The following is a 19,418-nucleotide window of genomic DNA, read 5'->3' on the forward strand; positions in this document are numbered from 1 at the left end:
AAATTTTTACCTCTACCTATTTGCTGAGGCACCCTGCAAACCAGGATTTATCAGCTAGTTTCATTGGCCTCAATCGACCACCTATAAACCGCAAACCTCTCGATTCATGACTTATTAGGTACACATGAGCCGATTTTGAAAAAAAAATCAACCACTTTCTTTTAAAAAACATCATCTTTTTTTTAAAAAAATTAATTTGAGATAGCAATGTATTAAATTTGCCACATTGCACTGCATTATGAATGTAATTTGTTGGTAATATTGTAATTTTTCTTAAAATCTTAAATTAATATTTCAATATGTCAGAAAAATTGAATCATTATAGACTTAGCTGGATATGCTTTTTGCTAAGCCTATTTTCAAGATGGCATCGACCACTGATTCATTCAGCCTTAACTGCTCATCAATAGCATCTTGACCAATGTTAAATCTATCTGCGATTGCATAACTATACTCATTTCTGTCGTTTAAGAGAAGTTCTTTTGATTTTGTCTCATCAAAGATCTGGTATCCAAAATGATTAATCAGCAAATTTGCCTCTTCCAGCATACGCTCATACTGCTGTTCTGGGGTATAGTCATGACTATGATAAACACAGGCTTTATCAACATAAACCTTTTCATAGCCAGCAGTGATACAATCCATTGCCCATGCCTGATCTTCACCGTAAGAGATTTCTCTGAAAGGTATTGTCTCCCACATTTGTCGCCTGAGACAACTATTGTTATTGCTGAGAAAATGCAGGAATAACAACCACCTCTGATCTTTTGCATGCCAAAGCTTCTCTACGGTCTTGGCGGAAAGATTAACGGGCAAATGCGCATAGAGGTCAAAATTCTTCTTAATTTCTACCTGAGTGAAAGGGTTACAGGCCTCATAAGCGATATGCCGACCAAAAGCACCGGCCGCATTTGGGTATCGCTCTAAGCCGGACACAAGGTTAAAAAGCCAGTCATCCGTGGCAGGCATGGCGTCTTGGGTTATATAGGCGATAAACTCCCCAGTCGTATGGGATGCTCCAAAATTACGCGTACCCCCATGATTAAAGTCTTCGTTGGGGATTTGCACGAGTTTGATACTAGGATAGGCCGAAATGATCTCTAGAGTTTCATCAGTGGAGCCACTATCAACAATACAAATTTCAAAATCCCACGGGGCCACCTGCCCCACAACTTTGGCCAACACTTCATTAAACAAAGGCCCAGCATTATATGTTGGGATGACCACAGAGGCTTTTATGAAAGATTTCTTATCTTGTGTACGAAGATGAAAACCATTCTCTTCTTGCAAAGCTCTATAGAAACTCTTCTCAATCCTCTCAGCGGCGCCTGTCCAGGAAAATGCAGAAACCCATTCAAGTGCTTTTTCTGACTGTCGCATCGCTCGGGGACGGTCCTGCAGCAAACTTTCTAAATTTGTCGCAATGGATGCAGGAGACGCCTCTGTCAAAGTAATACAGTCTTCAGGGAAAATTGCTTCCGTACTTTCGCCGCGTAATTCAACAAGCGGCAGCCCACAGGCCATCATTTCTTGAGGAATTAGAGAATAATTTGTACTTGAAAAAACGAGCCCAATATCACCAGCTCTAAATAAAGTCGCCATTTCATGTGGGGTCACAACACCGTGGACTGTTGCCCTGAATGGGAACTCTATGGCCATGTGCGGATCACCGAATAAATCAACCTCAAACTCAACACCACGCTCAGAGAGCTTCTTGAGACCAAGAAGCAATAATTCTACAGCTCTGCGTTCAGTTGTCATTCTGGCATAAGCAATGATGCGTGGGACAGGGTTGGGTCTTTCCTTCTTCACAGAGGGATAAAAAGTCTCAAGATCAGCAGCGAGATTGAAATAGGTTGCCTCACGACCATGGTCTTTCATCTTGGTCGCAAGCCAGGGGCTGGCGCACAAACAGTGAAAATCCTTTTTATAGGTTTCTTCCGCAATACGATAATGAGATCCCATTGGAAAGAACAGAGGCTCATAATCTTGAACAAGATAAAAACGCTTCTTGAAATTCTGCGCGGATAGGACCGGCCACACAGACCAGCAGTCCGTGGCTACAATGATATCACCGGAAGCAGTCTCAATTCCCTCATCAATAAAATGAAGAGAACCAGAAAAATGCTGAAATTCTCTAACGAGTGTTTGATACGCCTGCTCTGAGTCCTTATGGAAGGACCGAGATGTAATCCAAAGGGATAACCGATGTCCCAGGCGTTCAAGAAAATGAACCATGCGGAACAAAGTCATGTGACCACCACTGCCCTTTTTAAAATCAGGTAAGACAAAATGGATCGAAAGGGTTTCAGTGTAGCTCATGTCTGAAGGCTTGAGAGGCACTTGCTTGTCTTCATAGTCCGCATAAAGCTGCATCGCAGGGCCAAAGTCCATAGGGTGCAAGACCCTGCCCCCCTTCTCTGTCTCGGCTGTCTCCTTCAAGGGGGGCAGAAGAGCAGACTCGTCAAAATACACGTCCGGAATATACTTAGCCTCTTCAACGGTGAAAACAGGCCTTCTCTCCTGCATCCCGTGTAAAAGATAATGAGAGAGCACTGTCTTGTCGTAGATTGTTAAGTCTTGATTTTGCCTACGGTAAAGATCCACAGAAAAGTGCAGGCTTGGGTTAAAGGCCGAAGCTTCACCGTGCGCGATATAATGCAGCAAAGGATGCGCCCCTTTGACATAGGAACTATAGTGCTCGAGATAATAGGCAGTATCGAACAATGCATTGGGATTATACGCTTGGTCGCGATGAGAGCAAACATAATGCTCTACGGCACACAGAGAGTCGTCCACATTATAAGATGCGCGATAATAAGCTTCGTCGAATAGACCCGACTGAGCAATGATGTGCATATGGTGCCAAATTTGAGCTGCGTTTAAAGTTTCAGATGTCAGAGTGATTGCACTCGGCACACCACAATAATTAAGTGCCCGTCCCTTCGTCATAAAGTGCAGAAAAGCTGACAATCCACTGGTTTGTGCTTCAGGGTAGACTTGTAGATACTTGCGAGATGAAAAACCTGAACTGGTATCTACCTGATTGCCAGAGTTCTTTAAAACCCATGTGAGCACTTCTGGGCTGCTCATCTCAGATGTGAGGACTCCATTCTGATTTTTAATATAAGTAGAAGAAAAAATTGCGCATGGCTCACCCTTTCCTTCCAAATAAAGGTCAAGAAGTTCATCAGATGAATATTCCTCTCTAGAGTAGCCATATTTCTTTGAATACCATAGGGGGTCAAAGATCGGAAAGGCCTCTAATAATGTTCGGAGTTCATCATGCATTCCATCATCCAAAGTGATTGATTATTTTACAAAGTCTATTGCCTTATAAAGCTGGTTATCTAGATCTATAAAGGCGGCAATTTTATCTTTTGTCGCCTCTGAAGGATTTAACTCGCAAAGCATTTCATACCGTGTTTGTTTTCGTTGATCAGGATTGACATTAATTTTTCTGCTGGCAAATGGAAGAGTTGTCCCTACCTTCTCAGCAAACCGCTCTTCGAAAACATCAAGATGATCAATATCGCCGATAAGGTCGATATAGCGTGCGTTATCGACGGCCCGCTTCAAGAGGGTTTGGTTATAATCAACCTGATCTTTAAGAAGACGCTTCATCTCAGGTCTACTATCATAGCGTCGGCCAGCAAAGAAATAGGTATAGAAATTATCATAATGATTATCGATAAATCCCCTTTCGGGAAGGTCTGCTTTACAGAAATACTCATCAACCGATAAATTCTTCGCTAAATAAAGGCCTCTATGATCAGGACGATTTAGAACATCATCAGGCAACCCTTCAGCTTTCCTTTTTAAATACAAGTAAAAAGAAGAAAGTCGTTCGAGTGGATCTCTGAGAATTGTAAATATAACCTTAGGATCGCGGACAAAATCCAATTTTTCCCAGTCCAGGTGCCCAGAGTAGACTTTATAATTTTGTAGATCAGCGAAATTATAATTATCAAATTGCGCGTTCACACGAACCGGACATACATTCTCTCTTCCATACTGATTTATAAGGACTGAATGAATGGACTGACCCGCTGTTTTTGGGATATGCAGAAAAACTATATTCATCAGTCAGCAATCTCTTTTAATTTAACCACATCGGCCTCAAAAGGTTCAAGGTGTGGAATTTCCTTATCCAAATGATCAATGGCAGCATCAATATCATGGAACGGAATTCGCCCCATTTGCCAAGGGGCAAAGCGCCACCACTGCAACTCTTGTAATTTCTCAATCTGATCTTCAGAAAAACGGTATTTCTTAATGCGAGCAGGATTGCCTGCAACGACTGCATAGGGCGGCACATCTTTTGATACCACAGACCCTGCTGCAACAATAGCCCCGTCTCCAATAGTGACGCCAGCTCGAACCATAGCGCCATGTCCAATCCAGACATCATTTCCAATATGAGTGATTTGCAGCTTTGTAGACGGCACCTTTCCTACTAGATGTGATTTATACATCTGGTAATTTTCAGCATGGTTAAAGTCATCACCCAAGTTAAATAGCTTATCATTTAGATACTGAATTGGACTTGTACTTAACCACGTCGTTGGGTGGTCTTGGCGACCGATCTGCACCTGTTCTCCGATGGAACAATATCGCCCCATCTTCAGTCCACACGCATATCCAGAAACAGCATAAGAAAAAGCACCCGCATGATAGAGTTGTTCCACTCTGAGCCATTTAAGACTCCCTGGGGCTTCAATTTCTGTATTCTCGGGTAAATGAACGCTCCCTGCGCCAAACAGAGTTTCAACGCCCTTAGCATGCATTGTTTTCTTGAGTTTCTCAGTCAGTAATATGTTTCGCATTTTCTATGATCTTTCAATTCCATAATAATCATGCATCAAGTCATGGCTACTTTGGTTCGCCAGATCTCTCAGCAATGCTCGATGCTCCAACATAGATAAGCGAGCAGTTTCAGAGGCCATTAGGAAATTAACAACTTTCTCTGGGCTATGCATCCATTCAACAGGAAGAACATGGCCAAAGTTAGCTTTCCTAACTCTCTCTGCAGGTGCTCCAATATCGAAAACGATGGGCGGGATGTTCATCTTAAAAGCGATGCTAAGTGTGTAGTTATAAGTTTCAGGCCAAATTGAAGGAAAGAATATATAATCTGGATTATATCTTCGCAAATGCTCGACACATTCTTCTTCAGACTTATATTCCCCCGTCTCCACAAAATTATTGGCTGAAATCTTAGTCCCGCCAATGTAACCGATCAGTTGGAAATTAATCGCTTTCTTGGCAAAGTCAGCATAGGTGGTCAAACTATCAATAAAGTGTTTTCCCTTATGAGACCCAATTGCCCCAATGAAAGCAACACGCTTACTTTTACTTCGTCTAATACGGGTCTTTTGATAATTTTGATATTCCTCAAAATGCTCACGGACTTCAGTCTTATCATTGCCTAAGAAGGCATCGACTTTTGATTTTGTATTTGCTGATGGCGCATAAATACCCTGACAATGATCCAGTAATCTCTTATAGGTATCATGGTAGTCTGTAATATCGACCCAACCATTCATCGGAGGGTTTTTCTTCAGACAAGAATGACAGCCCCCAATCTCTGGTTCTCCGCAGTAGGTGAAGTCATCTGGAACAAATTGAGCATGAGGACATTTAAAGGAGAAATCATGAGCCGTATAAAAAACAGGATATTTAGTGGAAATAAGTAAATCGATTATAGACTTTCTAAGCGATTCCCTCAGAGTAAAGAGAGAGTGAATGTGGACTAAAGCAGGATCAATAACTGTTAGCAACTCAACTATCTCATCTCTATCAGCTGCCGCATGCAGTAATACTCTGTTTGCTATCGAGAATCCATCATTCAACACATCAAAAAAGACATTTTCAGTAGCGCTCCCATTAATACGAAGGATTATTACACCAATATCTTGAGCCTCTAAAAGAGCTGTCATGTCTTGAATATTTTTCTCGATCCCGCCCCCCCAGCTGTGAGAAACGAACACGCAAACTTTAGAGAAGTTCCTTTTAACACGTGCAATGTCAACTTTCAGTCGACTTATTTTAGCCGGATCTTCTTGAATATAATGATGGACATGAGACAGATAGTCAGGATGCTTTTTAATCAAAGCTTTCAACCCTGAATCTTGCATCTCTTTTGCATCATTTGCGAAGGAAACTTCACCGTAATGTTTTACATATATATCAAGGGCAAAAAGATTTCTATACCCCTGCAACTTCGAGCGCACACAAAAATCATTCTCCTCGCCGTACCCTTTTGCAAAAGCCTCCTCATCAAAATACCCAACCTCATCAAGGGCTTTCCTGCTGATATAGAAACAAAAGCCTACCCCTGTAGGAACATCTACAGAGGTTGCTTTATTCGATTCATACATCAAATCATTCAGCTCTGATCCACTTAGCTCAATCTCATAACTATTATTCAGCAAAGTATGAGGATAGCTGCAAATTGTTGCATTATTTGAGAAGGGTGTAACAGTCGCCACGTTTGGCAAACGCTCTGCATGATCAAGCAGTCGGTCGATCCAATAATCATAGACATGGGTATCAGAATTTAGAAGAACCACATCATGCTTATGAAGCATCATTCCCCTGTTCACGGTTTTAACAAAGCCAAGATTTTCTTCGTTCACAAGCAAAGTAAAAAGACCTTTTTCACTCAACTCGTGTAATTTCTCACTCAATTCAGGTTCGGGACTGCAGTCATCAATGACGATAAGATTATACGGAACATCACTTTTTGCAGCAAATACGGCGTAAATGCATCTGAGTGTCTCATCAAACCCTCTGTATACTGGGATAATAACATCTATAGTATTTTCATCTTCTATCGATCTTGATTTTTGAATGGCGTGCCACTCATCCTCAGAAGGTGCGATAGGTCTTTCCATTGGAAGATAGCCGAATTCATTTGGCACGAAATCGCCTTCCAGTCCAAATTCCATAAATTCTACGAGAGGGTTTTTATTCTCTTGGTTCTTGATTGGGCTGTTAGCCTTATAATATTTTATATCAAAAACAGCAGATGGGTTACGACCTTCCCTCCAGCCAAATTGACAGAAATGAAGCAAGGGGTTCAGTCCGCTATCCTTAAGGTCTTCATTTATCCGTGCATAATATTTAGCATCCCAATAGGCAGACTCTTGAACAAGAGTTATATCTTCCTGAAGTTTCTTGGGTAACTTTTCAATGAGCGCCTCAAGATCAACTTCATTCACGCTGCTCTCTTCGTCCGAATTATTGAGAATTTTATTCGCCATTTTTGAGACCATCCGCCCCTCGTCCATTCCCTTTGTAAGATAGTGTACAAAAGGATTAAGACCTGCCTCTTTAACATCAGGGTATAAGGCCACATAATCTTTCAATGAAAACCATTTGGCCGGATCATTGCCAATTTTCCAACCGATATCTAAAAAATGTTGGAGAGCGTCTTTGCCCGATGTCCCAGAGTTCAGATAATTAGAAGCGTAATACTCACTATCAAAATATTTATCCAGTAGCTTTTTTTCGTTTCGTTTCTTGTTCATCTTTTTCAAGAAATTCATTTTCAGACTCCATGTCTAGGGCTAAATATTTTTATAAGTATAATGAGTTGAAGGCCGTTCACCAGCCTCAACTTTATGAATAAGGTCTCGGTATAACGGCAAGAGGTCATTCTTATCATAGCTCATCAAAATTGTTTTCCGTGCATTTTGACGAATTTCTTTTAACGCGTCTTGATTATCTAGAGCATAGTTAATTTTCTCAATGAGTTTATCGACTTCAAAAAATGGGACTAGAAGACCGTTATGATTATCCTTAATGACTTCGAGAACAGGCGCCGTATCTGAAGCCACAATAAGGGCTTCGGTCGCCATAGTTTCCAATAATGACCACGAGAGAACAAAGGGCGCAGTTAAATATACATGCACCTTAGAGATACGAATCATTTGCAAAAGGAATTCCAACGGTTGATTGCCGAAGAAATGTAACCGATCATGATCATATTCAAAATTTTCGAAGGCCCAATTCTTCAACCCTTTACCGTCTGGTCGCTGGCTACCATAGGCAACTCTATCTTGCCCCAGGACCATCACATGGGCTTTTGGTCTCATTTTTTGAATTTCTGAGACAGCTTCCATGAATTGTCTGAAGCCACGATAGTCTTCCATTCCCCTGGCGATATAGGTTATAATTTCGTCCTCTTTAGTAAATTTCTTGCCATTCACATTAAGGACGATATCAGGATTTGGAGTAAAAAACTGTGTATCTACACCATCATGTATCACAGAAATCTCACTACGGAACTTTTCGGGAATCATGCTTTGTTGAAAATATGTTGGGCACTGCCCCCAATCCTGAGCAGCGATATCATGAAGAATAGGTGTATTTTTCATGCGTATTCTTAGTTCAGAGTTTGCATCAAATCTTTTTTGGGCAACGAACTCTCCGTCGCCGCCATGACAATGATAATACCACTCATAATAATTTAATAGTTTAGCCTTTGGGAAGACATCTTTAGCAAAGAGAGACGAACCCCAGCCTGAATGAGATAGGATGATATCAGGTTCAAAACCACTCTTTTTGAAATTCGTCAGAGCACCGTAGGCCGCTTGCCCCATAAGGACAGCATTTTCACTAGCATGTAGAGAAGGGTGAATATCTTTCGACGCTTCACGGTGAGGCTTGAATGTCCGAGTTTCTAAACTTGTTTTTTGCTTGTTAGTATTTAAAGTTGCCACGCGCATATCGTAACAATCTTTCTCTCTCAGGAACTGATAGATTCTTCTATACTGCCCTGGAAAGTTATTATGCATAAATAAAATTTTCATCATTCGTCTAGCTAGCCTCTTTGGGAAATATCAGCTTCTCTTTAAATCTTTATCATAACTTCAGCAATGTTAACTTCATTTTTGGAATATTTTTTCCATTAAAATATCTATAGTCAGCTTCTGATTCCAAATATAACCTCTGGATAACATGCTCAAAAGCCAGAATACTATCCCCATAGGAACAGCCCCTCACAAGGGACTGAGGCATTTTTTCTCGTTTAATAACATGCATAGAAGTCTCGTTGTTCTTTAGAACTCCTGCAGCACTAAAAGCAATTAAAGATCCAAAATTATAGAGTTCCTTGAAGCCCGATCCGAGGGAAATCAGCCTATTGCTGTAGACATGCGGCACATACGAAGCAATCTGGCTGCTGTTATAATAGCCATATTGAATCTCGCTAGAAATGACTCGGAACGGGATAATGTCGATTTGGTTGATGCCAATGAAGGCACGCATTAAAAACTCTTTTTCTTGAGGTGTTTCATACTCAAAAGAAACAGAGTGAATTTCCAGCTTTACAAGCAATTCTTTTAAGCGATCGATCTGGCTAGGATTAGCGACATAATATGCCGTAAAATCCAGACCAACATGTAACAATTTTTCCTGGTTTGTCACAGGAAAGAACGGCAAGCCTTCATGCTCTGTAAATTCCTCTAACAGTTCTTCTTCAACCTTTTGTGTAGATGGCCCCCAATAGGACAATATTTCATCATCATAGGTGTGCCCTGCCACTTCCTTTTGATCCGAATTGAACCCCTCAAAAGAGTAGCCCTCAAAATCATAGGAGGGCAGCAGTTCGATCCGCTCCCTCATAAAGGGATAGCAAAGAATAAGAGAAAGCTTTTTCTCTGATTCAACCTGTTTTGTCTTTAGAAGTTTCAAATGGCATTTCTCGAGAGGCTGCTGAGAATAGATGATACCAGGAAAGGCACCGAATCGAATTTCAATTTCAGCCTCGCTGAACTCATGGATAAATAACTCCCAAAAGAGAGCCCGCGTAAGTTGAAGATTTGATGTAATGATCTCACGACAAAGTTTAGATCCTACGAAAATCAAATCTGCAATAAAGTGCAATTGCGGGTCCTGCTTCCAACTGTCAAAATGTTCTAGAAACCCGCCGACTTCACTCTCAATCATGGGGCCGATAGGGTCGTTAAAAGTGTGAACAGTTTCCCTGTCGATTGCCACATAAGCATAGGTAGGTTTTTCTTGGAACTTTGCGGCAAGCACGGTGTCGATCGAATAGAGGGCTTTATGTTTATGTCTGAGCGATAACTTTAAATAGTCATTCATTCTATAGCTTGAGGTTAGCATACTCTCTGGGCGCCTTCGATAGAGAAACCCTGAATTCCTAACACGGCACGCTGTAAAACCTGCCTCGATGCAAAGAAGCCAAAAATCCCAATCCTCAAACCCATGAACCAAAGATTCATCGTAAAATACACCTGCATCAAAAACCTTTGCACTCACCATAGATCCAGCCTCAGAAATATTGGCTGTTAATTGTCTTAAAACACTATAGCTTTCTGACGTTAATCGCACCTCATAATGGTCAGAAAAATTTGTCAGCCCAAACTGTATAATGTCAGGATAAGCCCACCCGACACTTTCCTCATTGCGAGGGTCTGTCAGAGCTGTGTAATATGTTTCAAGTGAGTGTGGTTGTAGACGATTATCGGCATCTAAGAAAAGATAGGCTTCAATAGAAGGATACAGCTTTCTGAGGTGAGTGATCCCTTTGTTTCTTGAGGCCGGCAACTTTGAATTTTTTTGACGCACGTACAGAAGTTTATCTTTATAGGCATGCACCAAGGAGTGCACCCCTTCATATGTCTCTGGCGAAAGGCAGCCGTCATCAACAACGATAACTTTATAGGCATACTCTGTCTCTTGTTCACAGGCCGAAATAATGGCCTCACTAACCAGACGAGAGTGACCGAAGACTGGAATAACAATCCCAAATTTGGGATCTTTCTGTACAGTTTTTATCATGCGCCCTCACGTATCATCTTTAGGAAAGTGTACTATATCTGTACATTAAAACTCTCCAAAATGGCTGTGACACGCCCCCTCCCTTTCTTCAGAGGCACAAGCATCCAGGCAAGTGTTTTACTGTTGTGCAATATTTCAGGTGGACAGTCTACCTTCACATTTGAAACTGAGGAAGTGGTCGCGCCCAACCCTGCCCAGACGCATGAGTATTTTTCTGAAGTCATCCACCCTTCTTGCTTAGACTGCTGAACAATTTGGCTCTCTATGGCAGAGAGAGCTTCGGGCAACAAATCACTGTCGCCGTCAAAAACGACTGAAACCAATCTAAAGTTCTCTAAATCATCCCCTTTCAATCGAAAGTGAGTTTCAACTCTATAGGCACCCTCAGGGCATGTCTTTTCAATATATGCGTTGGCAGAACAATTGTGATCCGGCAAACTGTGCAGAAGCATTGATCCATCAAAAGACCATCCCACAGGGCCATACCCTAGAGACTCTACTAGAGCAGGTAACGCGTCTCCGTAGCTCGTTTTTGTTCTTAGTTCATATTCTTTGAACCGCTTCGTCGACAGATGAAAATATCTTAAAAAATCATCAAAATCATATGACTTTCCATGATATTGCCAGACTTTGATCGCTAACGGTTTTTGCGGTACAGCCGCTTCTATCGATTGCATGGATCCACGGGAGAATGCGATCTCTAAGCCATCCGTCTGTTCAATATGAATCGTGAAATCTGAAATAAGAAAAGATGGGTTTTCAATTGGTAGGTGGAGCCAGCCTTGAGCAATTTCTTCAGCCTTGAGACTGATCATCGCCATCTCTGTCTCATCGGCGTTTCTTATGACTTTTATCTGCAAATTTCCCTGTTTAGTTTTTACAGAGCTTATATATAAATCTATAACAGCAATTTGATATAAAGATGCCGGTATGCTTTCAGTATATGTGGGCTGCTTCTCATTAAGTTCCAGACTATTCCCTGAAACGGCCCGGGAATATTTCAAAGAAAAAGAAGATCTATCTTGCTCAATCAGTTTTGACCGTAAGAATGTCAAGTCTTGCTGCTGAATATCATTTTCAAGCCTCAGTGCAGTGATTTGCTTTTCAGCATTCGCACTTCTACTGCTCAAGGACGTTATAATCGAAGCACTGAGGCATGTTAAAAGCTGTTCAGCCGACTGCTGTTCCAGAGGAAAGTCATCAATAATGTTATTACAGCGATTGATTTCTTTCGCCGATTGAAATTCTGTCAATATAGAGCGGTGCTCTTCTTTGAGAATAAAAATCAAATGTGCAACAGGATAAGCATCCAACAAATTTATCATGCTCTCAGTTTGATCCGTCTCCTGATGACCTAGATTTAATCTGCCATCAAAGAATAGAACTGACCCAATTTGGGTGAGACATTCGATCAGAGATGCAGGCGCATCGCTAGACACGATGATGAGCAAAGGCTCTTCATAGAATCGAGAGAGTGTTTCGTTGGTTATCGCTATCATAATGCTCAATTGGGGCAATTAACTTGCTAAAGATCCCCGTGCTATTTGTGTTAATGGTCTCAGTATATAACTCAACAATGTTGTCGGCTGTCCTTTAATATAGACCGTTCCTGTATTTCCAGGCAACAAATGCTCTAAACTTTCACCTTTCTTTATAATGCCAAACCCACGGTAGTAGCCTTCTGGATCTTGGTCAGACGTGATTGAGTCTCTTGAAATAAAGGTTAGAGTACCAAGAACTGGCAAAGCCCCACGACCACTATCTGTTGCAAAAATAATATCAAACTCCTGACCAATATGGACTTCGTCAATCTTATTAACGGGGATTTTTATATCTAGCTTCAAACTATCCGATACAGGGAAAATACTCATGATCGGCTCACCCGGCTTAATAACAGCCCCAACAGTATGTGTTGAAATTTGAATGACTACGCCGTCCACAGGAGATTTCACAAAAGTTCTAGACAAGAGGTCATCAAGCGATTCCAGCTTTGTATCAATATCATTCAATTGTTTCTGTAGCTCAATTGCTTCTTTTTCTGCAACAGCGAGCCTGCTCAGCTTAACTTCCCCTTTTTTGACTTCGAGAGTTTTGATTTCATTGATTGTTTTTCCAATAGTCAGTTTTGTCGTCTCGATGCGGGCTTGCAGGCTGGCTTTATTGCGCTCCGCTTGAAACAAGCGAGTTCTTTGAATTAAGCCCTTTTTATTTAGCTCTCGATAATCTGTAACTTCTTTATTTGTCAGTTCTAGCTGAAGCTCGTAAGCCTTTTTCACTTCTTCATTGCCAAGAATAACGGCATTCTTTGTATCAATTTCACGGTCGATTGTATTTAAGCGACTTGAGATCAAGCTCATGACCGCATCAAATTCTTCGCGCTGACTTTGCAAAGCCTCTTTGACACTTGCATTAGATAATGTTTCAGGCTGGATATCTTTAGGTATCTCAAAAGCTGGCTTATCTAAAACCTCAGCCCGACGGCGTGACAATTGTATTTTTCGAATGGCTCTTTGGATCAACAAACTTTGTTGCTGCACTCTAGAACGTGTTGTATCCATAACAGCTACAATGTCGCCCTTATCAACACGCTCACCCTCATTAACGGCAACTTCTTGAAGGATCCCTCCTTCTAAGTGCTGAATAACGCGATTATTAAGGTCAGCGATTACCCGTCCTTGGGCAGTGATAGCACTTTCAAGCGGTGCAAATGCAGCCCAGAATCCCCCGAATCCAAAAACGAGAAGACCGACAAGCTTGGCAGTCTTTGTATCGGGCTTATAGTCAAGTTTAAGGCCAGAATGCCACCTCCCTAAACTCCTCCTATCCAGCACAGACGCGGTTAGGTCATCCTTTTGAGGGGCATCAGACAATGTATCATTTTGTTTTTCTTCCATTGTTCTAAGCCTTTATTTCTTTTCAATCATTATATTGCCACTAGACATCGTGTCAGTCACTGGGCCCGACTTCACGATCCGTCCACTTTGCATAACAAGCATCTCATCTGCAACCTTCAAAAGACCTGGACGTTGTGTAACGACGATTACGGTCATATTTTCTTTCTTGCATTTTTCTATACAAGCCATAAGAATCTGCTCTCCAACACCATCAAGGGCAGCATTCGGCTCATCAAGAACGAGGACTTTTGGCTTCGTGTAGACCGCACGCGCTAGGGCAAGCAATTGCGCTTGTCCACCTGACAGATTCATACCAAAATCACCAAGAACTGTGTCATAACCTTTTGGCAATCTCATGATCATATCGTGAACACCCGCAAATTTGGCCGCATCAATGGCAAAATGATCAGGATCATCTTTTCTTAACCGTGCAATATTATCCCGAACTGTACCATTAAAAAAGGTAACCTTTTGCGGCATATACCCCATGTAAAACCCTTTAAGTACAGGATCCCATGATGAGATTTCTTGATCATCCAATGTGGCATGGCCTGCAGAGGGCTTGATATAACCCACAATGACTTTGGCAAGGGTAGATTTACCGGCGCCGTTATTCCCAAGCACTGCTGTTACGGTTCCAGACTCAAACAGATGTTGTAACTTCACTAAAATAGGATCAGAGACACCTTCTGGGGCGTAATAAACCTGCTTCAACCTAACAAAGCCTTTGGGCACAGGGAGAAGCGTTGATTTTTCAGGCAATTCTAACTCACTCAAGCGGTCCTTTAACTTATTATATGTAGTCTTGATCAAAACAACCTGACGCCAGTTTCCAACAAGGGCCTCAACAGGCCCAATCGCCCGGCCCCCAATAATGACCATCGCGAAAACAACCCCCATTGATGCGCCCCCTTCAAGAACCAGCATGGCTCCTGTAAAGACAAGTAAAATTTGTACAACTTGACGCATCGCTTTAGACAAAGAGGATGTTTTAGATTGAATTTCAACCATTTCAATCTGAGTTTTTATTGCCTCATTATGTTTGGCGCCATATTCAGCAATCGCTTCTTTATACATGCCCATAGATTTTACATTTTCTTGAGATCGAGCAAAACTCTCCAAGACTTTTTGACTCTCAATGTTTTTCTCTCTTGATAAGTCAATCAAAGGCGACGTCTTTGCATTGCCTTTGATGGCTAAGTAAGACAAGAAGATTATACTTGCCATCAAGACAAGGCCTGCACCAATATGGATATAGAAAATGATGAAAAGAAAGATGGGTACCGTCATAAGATCAAAAGCACTCATTACCACCGAGGATGACAAATGAACTCTTAGAGCTTGAATGTCGTTAATGCTCTGAATGCTTGATTGCTTGTTATGATTCAACTCTGCAGCCATAACAAGCCCCATCAAATCAGCTTCAAATCTAAGGGCTGCCTTTGACAGAATAATGGTTCTAGCTTTTTCTAGAAAGTAATAAGCCCCCATAATGACAAGAACTAAAGCTAAGAGCGCGAAGAGTGTAGGTGTACTTTTTGCTGGGATAACCGTCCGATATGTATTCATCATAAAGAGCGGCATTGCCAGAAAACTTAGATTCGCTAAAAAAGAAAATAACGATACGATGCCAACTGATTTCTTGTATAAAGAAACAGCCTGATCAAAGTCGGCAGATAATTTCATGCGTTTACAACTTAATTGTTATTAATATTTCCCACCAATTAGCATATTATGCTTCGATCTGTCGATAAGTAATCTTACCATATCGACTTTTAAGAAAAAATCTTATAAGACGATGACAGACACAGAAAAATAGAAACGGTAAGCAATTATGCCTGTCCTGAGAAATAAAGAGAAATCCATTTTATACATCCACACGCCAAAAACCGGGGGAGCCTATATCGAAGACTTCTTCAAAGCCAATGGATTTAAGATGACATATTGGACCAGCATTATCGACCCAATTGAACGGTGTACAGCACAGCATTATCATATGAAGATATTGAACCAATTGTTCGACTTTTCAAAATTCAATTTTATATTCATGACCGTTCGCAACCCTATAAGTCGCCTTGTATCAGAATATAATTGGTTGATCAAAAAGAGAAAAATCCTCTCTCCCTCTATCTCCTTTGAAGAGTTCTTAAAAAAAACCCTAGAGGACTATAACAAAAACCCTTACCTCTATGACAACCATATCAGGCCGCAAACTGAATTCGCAAAAAAGGGCGTAACGGTCTTCAAGCAAGAAAACCAATTTGATGAAAAATGGGCGGAGCGACTAGAAACATTGATCGGGATTGAATTTAAAACAAAAGAGGTCGTTAAAACGCAAAACAGCCCAGACTTTCATAAAAAACTCACCTTAGGGGATGTAGATCCTGCCGTCGTAAAAGCAGTGAATGATTTTTATCACCTAGATTTTAAAAATTTCAATTACGACCCCGAGGAAGCATGGAACTCATATGGAATTCACCTTGAATAACTCACACATGCTCGAGCAAGCCATTGCAGTGCCTTGTTATGGTGCTGAAAATGGGCCTGTTTTACCAGGGGTGAAGGGTGGCATATTTACCAAAGATATGGAAAGTCTCCCCTCCTCCCTTTTGTATCGCGAATATACCTCCAGATCCTTAAAGAATAAAGCTATCACGCGCGCTTCCAGTGGCAAAATTAACAGGATAATGGATCCCTATCCTTTGAATGAGAGCGAGTTAGAGAATATCGCTTTCATTGAAGGAGAATGTATATACGGGGGGCTTCTCTTTAGCCATTTTGGACACTTCATTCTAGAGAGCCTTGCACGTCTTTGGTATATTAAAAAACACCCATCTCTAAAAATCATCTGGTTAAGCGCCCACCAGCAAAAGACATTGAGCGATTATCAAAAAGCCATCTTGGATTTACTTGGCATTAAAAATGAGATTGTGATTGTCACTGAGATTTGCCGCATAGAAAAACTTCACTGTCCAGATGCCGGTTTTCTTATTCAATCTAAAATCACCCCTGAACAACAACAGGCTTTATATGTGACCGAATCAAAAAATTTGGTTTCAGGGAAAAAAGTTTGGCTTTCAAGAGCCTCTGCCACTTTCGGAAAGGTTTATAATGAGACACTCCTTGAACCGGTTCTAAAAGAAAATGGATGGCTTATCTACGAGCCTGAAAAACATTCTGTCGGTGAACAAATAGAATTTTTAAAGGATGCTGAACATATTGCTGGTGTTGGGGGGTCTGCTTTTCATTTGTTGGTTTTCATTAAAAACTATCAAGGAAAAGTCAGTCTTTTTCCCAGAGGATTATCTCTCAGTGGCAACTATTATACCATTGCTGAGAGTTTAAACTTAAATCAAACAGAGTATTTTATTCCGTCTCTAAAGTGGTCCCATGATCAACCGAGTTGGCGCGCGAATTGGATATGGAAATCCCTGGATCCCCTTTTAAAGATCCTTGACATTCCAGAAACAGCCCCTCAAAAGCCAGGGACACTCTCAAAACCCCTAAGGGATTTTTTAGCGTCACTGGAGGGGCTGGTTGACAAAGCCATAGAGTTCACTCTTCAAGAACCTTTGATATCAGACGCGCTGCAGGTGAAAGAGAAATTTATTATTTCAGAGGGTTTCATTCGACGAAAGGCCACTCTGAAAGCGACAGATAGCTTCTTCTCAATGTCACCAATTCAATTTATGACCCTTTTGGATAAAAAGACACAATTCGACGCACTGATCCTGCCATCCTATCTGCCACTTGAAGAAAATATTAAAGTTGTGAATGCCGTCTTAAGTCATATGAAGCCATCTTCATTTATACTCTTAGAAAAGAAAAATGATGCAGCTGAGAAACTCTGTAAATTCATCTATGACTTCTATCCAACCCTGAGCGTGGATCGGATTGAAGGGTTGGAAATATACCTTATCACGAGATCGCCTAGACGGATGTTCTCACCTGCAAATAACAGCCTTGATCGGGACTCTTCAGAAGAGCCAGCCTATGAGAGAATACGCTGTCTATCACCCGCCAAGGCCCTCGCTCTACTCGAAGCTTTAAAACATTAATTTTTGTCGCAGAAAGACTCGTTTAAAATGCCAATTTTCACACGTAATAACAGTAAAATATTCTTCGTCCATATCCCTAAAACAGGGGGGACTTATGTTGAAGACCTCTTCAGGGCTAACGGTTTTCAAGTTCATTTCTGGAAGCCGCGCCGCCTTCTGCCTGTGGAAGCTATTAGTCAACAACACTACCACTTAGACATACTCAAGAACATCTTCTATATGGAAAGTTTCGACTATAAATTCGTCACTGTACGCCATCCTGTAAAGCGCCTCATCTCAGAATATAAGATGCGCAATCCGGATCAGGAAGTAGAAATTAATTCTTGGATAGACGATACTCTAGATCAAGCCTCTCAAGATCCAAGTTATTTGGACAACCATCTCAGACCCCAGCATGAATTCCATCAAGAGGGTATTGACATTTTCAAACAAGAGGATGGATTTGATGCCGCGTGGGCAAGCAGATTAGAGGCGGCCATTCAAACAGACCTCCCTCATAAACTCGTGAAGCGTAGGCGAGATAACAGAGACTTCCATCAAAGCTTTGATCCGTCACAGTTAGAACAGCGCGTTTTAGAAAAAATAAAGTCTTACTATCAAAAAGATTTTGACTATTTTGACTATGACTAAGCGTGAAATTTTACGAAGATTGTATTTTCACCTAAGACTGGCGATTTAGATAGTCTGTAATCACTGTTTGCACTTGAGGTGAAAAACCCGCAGATAATGTTAAGGCTTTACTGCGCTGCAACTCTGTCCAGGGCTTAGGACCCGCATAGAGTTCAATCTTTTGATCGACATAGGCTGATCCCAGATGCTTGAAAAGATACTTATTTTCTATAGCAATTCTTCTTTTTAAGGGCTCAAACTGTGCTTGAGTAAGCTTAAACTGATCCCCCTGTATTTGATCAAAGACATAGGTGTCATGGTTTTTTCTATGGGGATTAAGAGCTATATTTTTTGAGATTAGCGGCTCTTTAAAATTTAGATATCTGAGCATTCGGACAACTTGATCAGAGGATGATTTATTTATGTCATAATAGGGCACAGCACTTTCTTTTGCGATGCCGAGTGCCTTGTAGAAGTGATCCGTCACGCCGCCGTCCAACATTTTCACTTCTTCAAAACTAAATACTTTTACAGTTGAGAAGACAGAGCGAATTTTCTGATATTTGGCAAATGGGAGTTCAACCTGCCCTAAGGTAGTATACCGCCCTGTTTTAAGAATTTGCTGATAGTGACTAAGGAGCAGTGGATAGGGCCGTCTCAAATACATAAGGACAACAACAGTGAAGCCTTTCTGTTCGAAATAGGTTTTTAAATTTGATAATTCAACTTTTGAAAGAAGAGAAATATCTTCTCCGGAAAGAATTAAATCCTTGTCAGTCGCTGTCCATTCATCCAAAATTTGTCGGTATTTTCCTATTCGCTTTGCTAGAGGGATAGTGTGACGAACATTATTATGATAATTTTCAGGAGAAGAAGAAAAAACAGTATACATCAACGCCGAATGATTGCCTGTGGGGTTTCTAAAAAAGCGATAGATCGGCAAATAGTACCCTTGTTCAGATAAATAGTGTCGGCTATCAATCAAACTCTGTTGAATTGATGTTGTCGCAGTCTTATGAATGCCCACATGTAGGTATACTGTTTTCAT

The 19,418-nt window shown here is 41.1% G+C and carries 13 protein-coding genes; 3 read left to right on the forward strand and 10 right to left on the reverse strand.

The genetic code is table 11. The annotated features are described in order from the left end of the window. Window positions 1-327: 327 nt before the first annotated feature. The 9 genes from QGN29_RS02255 to QGN29_RS02295 all read right to left on the reverse strand — a co-directional run bounded on the left by QGN29_RS02255 (window position 328) and on the right by QGN29_RS02295 (window position 15,389). Complete coding sequence (locus tag QGN29_RS02255) at window positions 328-3,291, reverse strand: rhamnosyltransferase WsaF family glycosyltransferase (protein ID WP_310799038.1); 2,964 nt, start codon at window positions 3,289-3,291, stop codon at window positions 328-330. A gap of 21 nt (window positions 3,292-3,312) precedes the next feature. After that, window positions 3,313-4,083, reverse strand: a complete 771-nt coding sequence (locus tag QGN29_RS02260) for a sulfotransferase family 2 domain-containing protein (RefSeq protein ID WP_310799039.1) — start codon at window positions 4,081-4,083, stop codon at window positions 3,313-3,315. Next, a complete protein-coding gene (locus QGN29_RS02265; RefSeq protein WP_310799040.1) occupies window positions 4,083-4,826 on the reverse strand; it encodes a CatB-related O-acetyltransferase in 744 nt (247 codons plus the stop codon). The genes QGN29_RS02260 and QGN29_RS02265 overlap by 1 nt, the downstream gene beginning before the upstream one ends. Before the next feature lie 3 nt (window positions 4,827-4,829). Further along, the gene (locus QGN29_RS02270) at window positions 4,830-7,550 is read right to left on the reverse strand and encodes a glycosyltransferase (RefSeq protein WP_310799041.1); all 2,721 of its coding nucleotides are present in this window, start codon (window positions 7,548-7,550) and stop codon (window positions 4,830-4,832) included. Window positions 7,551-7,571: 21 nt separating this feature from the next. After that, window positions 7,572-8,732 carry a glycosyltransferase gene (locus QGN29_RS02275; protein ID WP_310799042.1) on the reverse strand — a complete coding sequence of 387 codons (1,161 nt, stop codon included), beginning with the start codon at window positions 8,730-8,732 and terminating at the stop codon, window positions 7,572-7,574. Between the two features lie 136 nt (window positions 8,733-8,868). Beyond that, window positions 8,869-10,809, reverse strand: coding sequence for a glycosyltransferase family A protein (locus QGN29_RS02280; protein ID WP_310799043.1), 1,941 nt, complete (start codon window positions 10,807-10,809; stop codon window positions 8,869-8,871). A 32-nt stretch (window positions 10,810-10,841) separates the two neighbouring features. Further along, window positions 10,842-12,308, reverse strand: coding sequence for a DUF6212 domain-containing protein (locus tag QGN29_RS02285; protein WP_310799044.1), 1,467 nt, complete (start codon window positions 12,306-12,308; stop codon window positions 10,842-10,844). 18 nt (window positions 12,309-12,326) lie between these two features. Further along, window positions 12,327-13,703, reverse strand: coding sequence for an HlyD family type I secretion periplasmic adaptor subunit (locus tag QGN29_RS02290; RefSeq protein WP_310799045.1), 1,377 nt, complete (start codon window positions 13,701-13,703; stop codon window positions 12,327-12,329). A gap of 12 nt (window positions 13,704-13,715) precedes the next feature. Next, the gene (locus QGN29_RS02295; protein WP_310799046.1) at window positions 13,716-15,389 is read right to left on the reverse strand and encodes a type I secretion system permease/ATPase; all 1,674 of its coding nucleotides are present in this window, start codon (window positions 15,387-15,389) and stop codon (window positions 13,716-13,718) included. Between the two features lie 148 nt (window positions 15,390-15,537). On the opposite strand from QGN29_RS02295, the gene QGN29_RS02300 reads away from it, so the two are divergent. The 3 genes from QGN29_RS02300 to QGN29_RS02310 are packed head-to-tail and all read left to right on the forward strand — an operon-like array spanning window position 15,538 to window position 18,391. Then, window positions 15,538-16,191: a sulfotransferase family 2 domain-containing protein gene (locus QGN29_RS02300; RefSeq protein ID WP_310799047.1), complete on the forward strand. Its 654-nt coding sequence runs from the start codon at window positions 15,538-15,540 to the stop codon at window positions 16,189-16,191. After that, window positions 16,172-17,761 (forward strand): glycosyltransferase family 61 protein, encoded by a 1,590-nt coding sequence (locus QGN29_RS02305; RefSeq protein WP_310799048.1) that lies wholly within the window; start codon window positions 16,172-16,174, stop codon window positions 17,759-17,761. The genes QGN29_RS02300 and QGN29_RS02305 overlap by 20 nt, the downstream gene beginning before the upstream one ends. A 27-nt stretch (window positions 17,762-17,788) precedes the next feature. Further along, window positions 17,789-18,391 carry a sulfotransferase family 2 domain-containing protein gene (locus QGN29_RS02310; protein ID WP_310799049.1) on the forward strand — a complete coding sequence of 201 codons (603 nt, stop codon included), beginning with the start codon at window positions 17,789-17,791 and terminating at the stop codon, window positions 18,389-18,391. Between the two features lie 31 nt (window positions 18,392-18,422). On the opposite strand, the gene QGN29_RS02315 is transcribed toward QGN29_RS02310, so the two are convergent. Next, a complete protein-coding gene (locus QGN29_RS02315; RefSeq protein ID WP_310799050.1) occupies window positions 18,423-19,418 on the reverse strand; it encodes a hypothetical protein in 996 nt (331 codons plus the stop codon).

It is taken from the genome of Temperatibacter marinus (genome assembly GCF_031598375.1).
Classification (GTDB): Bacteria; Pseudomonadota; Alphaproteobacteria; order Sphingomonadales; family Kordiimonadaceae; genus Temperatibacter; species Temperatibacter marinus.